The following is a 5130-nucleotide window of genomic DNA, read 5'->3' as shown; positions in this document are numbered from 1 at the left end:
GAGTAAGGAGATGATTTCATTGTCTCGATGATAGAGACAGGATAGAATGGCGCGAAATTCGAGACATGAGGCGTCAATCTCTATCATGAAATCTCTCACCGTTAAGTCCGGACTGCTCTCGGCACTATCAACTCTGGTAAACCGCGAGTTCACCGTACACGATCTCACGGAAGCCTATTTAAACGATCCGGCATGCCTTCATAGCTCCAAAAAGGCGGCTCGCCAGTTCGTTTATCGCAATATGCTGCGCCTTATCGATAATGGGAATCTGACTCGTGTTGTCGTGGAGGGTGGCTGGCCCTTGTATCGGTTAACCCCCCAGTTTTTTACTAAATCATCTAAACCATCAGTACTTACACCTACTGTGTCCACTCCAGAAGCACCACCAATCAAAGCTCCAACCTCAAAAAATAACCCGCGCCAAAACCTGCAAGAACGGTTGAATCAGCATAAATTGGAAATGCTGTCTGCGATGGGTGAAACCGAGGAATATGATGCAATTTGCAGTGAAATGCCCGATTTAAGGGATGATGTGCAGCCCCTTTATAACCAATCACGCGACAAATGCTCCAAGTTGCTTGGACGTGTGAAAGCTCTGGAAAGCCTATTAGCAAGGGAAACAGGTTTAGCGCAATGAAGTTAAGGCGCTGGCAATCCAGATGCGTTGAACAGGCTCTGGTGAAATTCAGGAATGAAGATAATCACTTCCTGTGCCTCGCCACACCCGGTGCTGGCAAGACAGTTATGGCGGCGACATTGACTCAACGACTTCTTCAGTTGCGAATGATCGACCTAGTACTATGCTTTTCCCCCTCCATTATTGTGTCATCCGATTTTCAGCAAGCACTTGAAACCCATATCCATTGCCGGATGGATGGTCGTCTTGGGTCAAAGGGCCAGTCCTTGACATATCAATCGATGCTGAGCTTGGGAGACGCTTTTTGGGCACTATTTCAAACCCATCGCGTTTTGGTAATTTTTGATGAGATCCATCACTGTGCCGGGGACAACCTTGAGAATGCCAATGCATGGGGTCAAACCATCATCCAACATATCCAGGGGCGCGCTACTTATACCATTGCTTTAACCGGCACACCTTGGCGCTCCGACAGAATACCCATCGCCTTATCCAGTTACTGCCAACACAACAAAATCCGCTGTGATTTTATTTATGGAATGGCGCAGGCTATCCAAGAAAATGTGTGTCGGGCACCTAGCATCGTGCTGGTGGACAATGACCGCATCATCGTGAGATGCGGTAATACCACGGAGAGATACTCATCTTTCGCCGAGTTACTCAAACTATCGGATTGCTCCTACCAACAACTAATTGATAACGATGCGCTGATTGTGTATCTGTTAAAACAATCGTCTAAAAAGTTGATGCAAATTCGCAAGCAGCATCAGAATGCGGGTGGCCTTATCGTGGCAGCATCGGTAGATCATGCCTATAAAATTGCGACATTACTGGAGCGCCACTTGGGCCAACGCGCCTGTGTTGCTACATATATGGATAAGGACGCCCACGGAAATATACACACCTTTAGAAACAGCACCCAGCCCTGGATTATTTCTGTAGGGATGGTAAGCGAAGGCACAAACATTCCACGTTTGCGCGTGTGCTGTCACCTGACCCGCGTCAAAACTGAATTGCATTTTCGGCAAGTATTGGGGCGTGTTTTACGAATGGGAGATATTCCCGGTGAAAGTTATTTGTATCTACCGGCTGAACCCAATTTGGTGGAATACGCGAATCGTGTAGCGGAGGAAATACCAGAGTCTGCGACCATACGACGCGAGACCATGCCGAATAGCGACGGTGACAAGCCGGTAGCGATCAAACTACAAGAACCGCAACAATTTGAAGAAATTACGGAAATTATTTTTGAAAATATGCCTGTGGTCGAATCGCAACCTGACACGGACGATCTGCCACCCACTCATATTTCAATGTTGGCACAATCCTATGACACCACCATCAACGTATTTGGTCGGTTTCGCCAGGAGTTGCTGCAATTACATCGACTTTATACGCGCGAATCCAGAAGCCCCTTATAAACACTTGAATCAAGAGATTCATCATTTAGTGATCGACCGCACTCTATCCAAGAACAGTATTGATAATTAAATCAGACTTTTTCATGTAAAAAAATCGTAAACCAATATAATTCTAGTGATTTCGGATAACGATGATTTACGCAGACTAATTCCTAACATTAACATTGAAAATGCTTACATTATTTCCATTTATAATTGCCTGAACCTCCTCGTATTTAAGGACCAATGCAGCATATTTTGACCCTAAAACCTCCAAGTTTTTCTTCAGCGCACCCAGCTCAGCACGAAGCTCTTTATTTTTAATTTGCTCCACCTTAAGTTGTGAAATTTTTTGATCATTTACATCAAGATAAGCCTTTCCTGAAGCGGTTCTTATTTTATCTACCATATCAGGATAATACTTATGAATTGTTGCACGACTCAGCCCCGACTCTTCGGCCACCGATGCGATACTGATACGGCGCCCTTTATCTACGATTTTGGGTCGACCATTTAAAATTCTGATATATGCTTGACGGATAATTTTTCTAGTAACTTCAGATGCGGGTACGGTCATTTTACGCCTCAAACACCTCTAAGGGAGCACCTAACTCAGTCAATACTTTTTTACAACGATCCAATGCGCGATGCGCCAAATCCTTTCCAGCGATACCAATGTCCTCTAATTGGATTAACTCAAGCTGCTGATTGTAAATTGCATTCCACCGAGATAGAAATCTATCATCGATAACGAAATGCCTACAGTCTCCGCATTTCGTATAATCAAATGCTTTACCCCCATCACACCCTCCAAGATCGGCAGTACACCAAGCCACCCCAGTGGCACGCAGATAAATACTCTCTGACACATTTTGGACCATTTCCGAGTGATTTTTATAATATCTAATTGATTCACCTTTACTACGAAATACCTTTATAGTTTGCGCCATACCACCAGAAAGTGGAGTATCTGGATCTAACCAATGACGTATTTTCTTATATTTCTCATCGCAAGCAGCGACATAAATTTCACCAAAAAGCTCTTTATCTTGCAGCTCATTTTCAGCATACATCGCAGTCATATCAATAGACCAATGTTTAAAATGATCTCTAAGATAACGTAGATCACCTAAAGCATTTTTCACAACATATACAGCGAATGTCCGCCTGCACTGATGGGTAGAAAAATTCCACTGCACACCACAATGCAAAACAAATTTTTTTAGCTCCGCCTGAAATGTTGGAAAATTTAGAGGCCTTATAGATATTTTTTTGTTTAAAGGTTTCAATAGAAATAGTTTGTTTTTATTTTGAAAATTTTTTGATGCCTTCAACGGTGAAATATCGACTCGGCTAGACATCACATTTTCCGACAACATATTCCTTAATGGCTTGGAAATTTTTTCCAACACAATAACCGCCTGATGACAAATCGCTGGACATAGCCACTCGGTAGCTCCTACTCCAGTCTTGGTAGACACACCTCTAATCCAACAGTATTTAGCTCCATCCTCATCCGTAGTGCTGAAACAACAACCAACTTCCAAGCTCAATATCTCATGAGCCCGAATGCCGGTCGTAATTAAAATTATTAAAGCACAAGCCGATCGTAAGTGAAAAATCTCTTCATTTAAGCCTTTGGCCCCACCATGATAACCACATAAACTTAACAAATGGTCAATGATTTCCTGACTATATTTTTTCTCAACCCACCAGGACAATCGATTCATATTTAATAAAATATCATCTGAATTTGATAAAAGTGAAGTTGATTTTTTCATTAGCACCCGAAGATGCTCATCAGGAATTATTAGGGTTTTCCCTCCTGGAACAGGGGGTGGCCCAGCGAGCTGCCCCGTAGTGGCATCTGGCCAAGGGTGACTGAAAGCGTATCTACTATTTAAAAGAAGTTCGTATAGTGCCTCTACCGCAATCAATCTTTGAGATACTGAAACCGGGGTGTTGCGCTCTGCTTTCAAACCAGGTTGCATTCTAGAGTGCTCTGCGTACTGAACCCCAACAAATGCGGATACCTCACTTAATTCAAGTATATTTTTTTCTGCTAGATAGTTAAGAAATACCGCACAGTGACGAAACACCTTAATCAAGCTGGTTCCTCTTGGCCGCTTATAACCCGGCCGCCCTAGATAGTAGTAGCGCATCATAGCCAGCTTCAAAGCGGGAATGAATTTTTTATTTTTTATGATATTGAAATCTATTTTTCTATTACATTCAGCAATCGATGATGGGAAAAGTACATCAGGGAAAAACCATACATCATCACCATAACAACTTAATGTAACGTACATTCCATCGATGGTTCGCTGGGAGGTAATTATACTTTCCAGAGGAACTTCCTCGTTTTTGTCAAACCATAAACGCGTATACATATGGCTGACATCGACTTGATTAGACTCTATCATAATTAGCTATCCTCCAACTCTAGAAGATCGATGTTTCTCCAGTAGGGATGCGGAGAATCGTGAGCATACTTACGTATTTCAGAAATTTTTTTGCTGGAGAATTTCGGTGCTATTTCATTATCAATGATCTTAACTATATTTGCATAATAGCGCCCCCATCGTTTTGCGCCCACAATAGATCTCTGTTTGATTAGCAACCAATATAAACTGAATATCCGGTACAAGTCATTTTCAGTCACCACAAAACTTTTACACTGAAAGCAAGATAAAAATGACGTGCAATAATTCCCATTTTTAGGAGCCCGATGACCATATCTAGGATCCTCACACTGAGCAATTGGTGTACGCTCAGTGCCATCGCTTCCCTCGTCGCCCAGCAATTCCTTTACTCGAATCTCACCTAGAAGATTAAAGTTTCTTTCCGCTTCAGGAGGCGCCTCCAGATAATGATCATTTGAAACCTTTATGCTATGCCCACCCATAGCAGCTGTTAAGATCGCATCCTGCCCTGATAGAGACCATATTCTATTAATAAAGGTTTTTCTCAATTTACCGATATTAACAACCAGATATTTTCCCTCAGCGTCTATTAAATTACACCTTTCAATGACCTCTGTGGTCAAACGCTCCAGCGTAGATGAGGAGATAAATATAGCCTTGCTGCTGGACC

The 5130-nt window shown here is 42.6% G+C and carries 5 protein-coding genes; 2 read left to right on the top strand and 3 right to left on the bottom strand.

All coding sequences use genetic code 11. The features are described 5' to 3' along the window. The first annotated feature begins 85 nt into the window (after positions 1 to 85). Both ACWA6V_RS17105 and ACWA6V_RS17100 read left to right on the top strand, forming a co-directional pair. Complete coding sequence (locus tag ACWA6V_RS17105; protein ID WP_449523629.1) at positions 86 to 637, top strand: hypothetical protein; 552 nt, start codon at positions 86 to 88, stop codon at positions 635 to 637. Next, complete coding sequence (locus tag ACWA6V_RS17100) at positions 634 to 2058, top strand: DEAD/DEAH box helicase (protein WP_449523628.1); 1425 nt, start codon at positions 634 to 636, stop codon at positions 2056 to 2058. The genes ACWA6V_RS17105 and ACWA6V_RS17100 overlap by 4 nt, the downstream gene beginning before the upstream one ends. Positions 2059 to 2203: 145 nt before the next feature. Here ACWA6V_RS17100 and ACWA6V_RS17095 read toward each other — a convergent pair whose 3' ends face one another. The 3 genes from ACWA6V_RS17095 to ACWA6V_RS17085 form a co-directional block, all read right to left on the bottom strand. After that, positions 2204 to 2614 (bottom strand): hypothetical protein, encoded by a 411-nt coding sequence (locus ACWA6V_RS17095; RefSeq protein ID WP_449523627.1) that lies wholly within the window; start codon positions 2612 to 2614, stop codon positions 2204 to 2206. Between the two features lies 1 nt (position 2615). Next, a complete protein-coding gene (locus ACWA6V_RS17090; RefSeq protein WP_449523626.1) occupies positions 2616 to 4460 on the bottom strand; it encodes a tyrosine-type recombinase/integrase in 1845 nt (614 codons plus the stop codon). 2 nt (positions 4461 to 4462) lie between these two features. After that, on the bottom strand, positions 4463 to 5130 hold a 668-nt coding region (locus ACWA6V_RS17085; protein WP_449523625.1), incomplete at its 5' end, for a hypothetical protein.

It is taken from the genome of Cellvibrio sp. (assembly GCF_053579595.1).
This window is presented reverse-complemented; position numbering and strand designations above follow the sequence as displayed.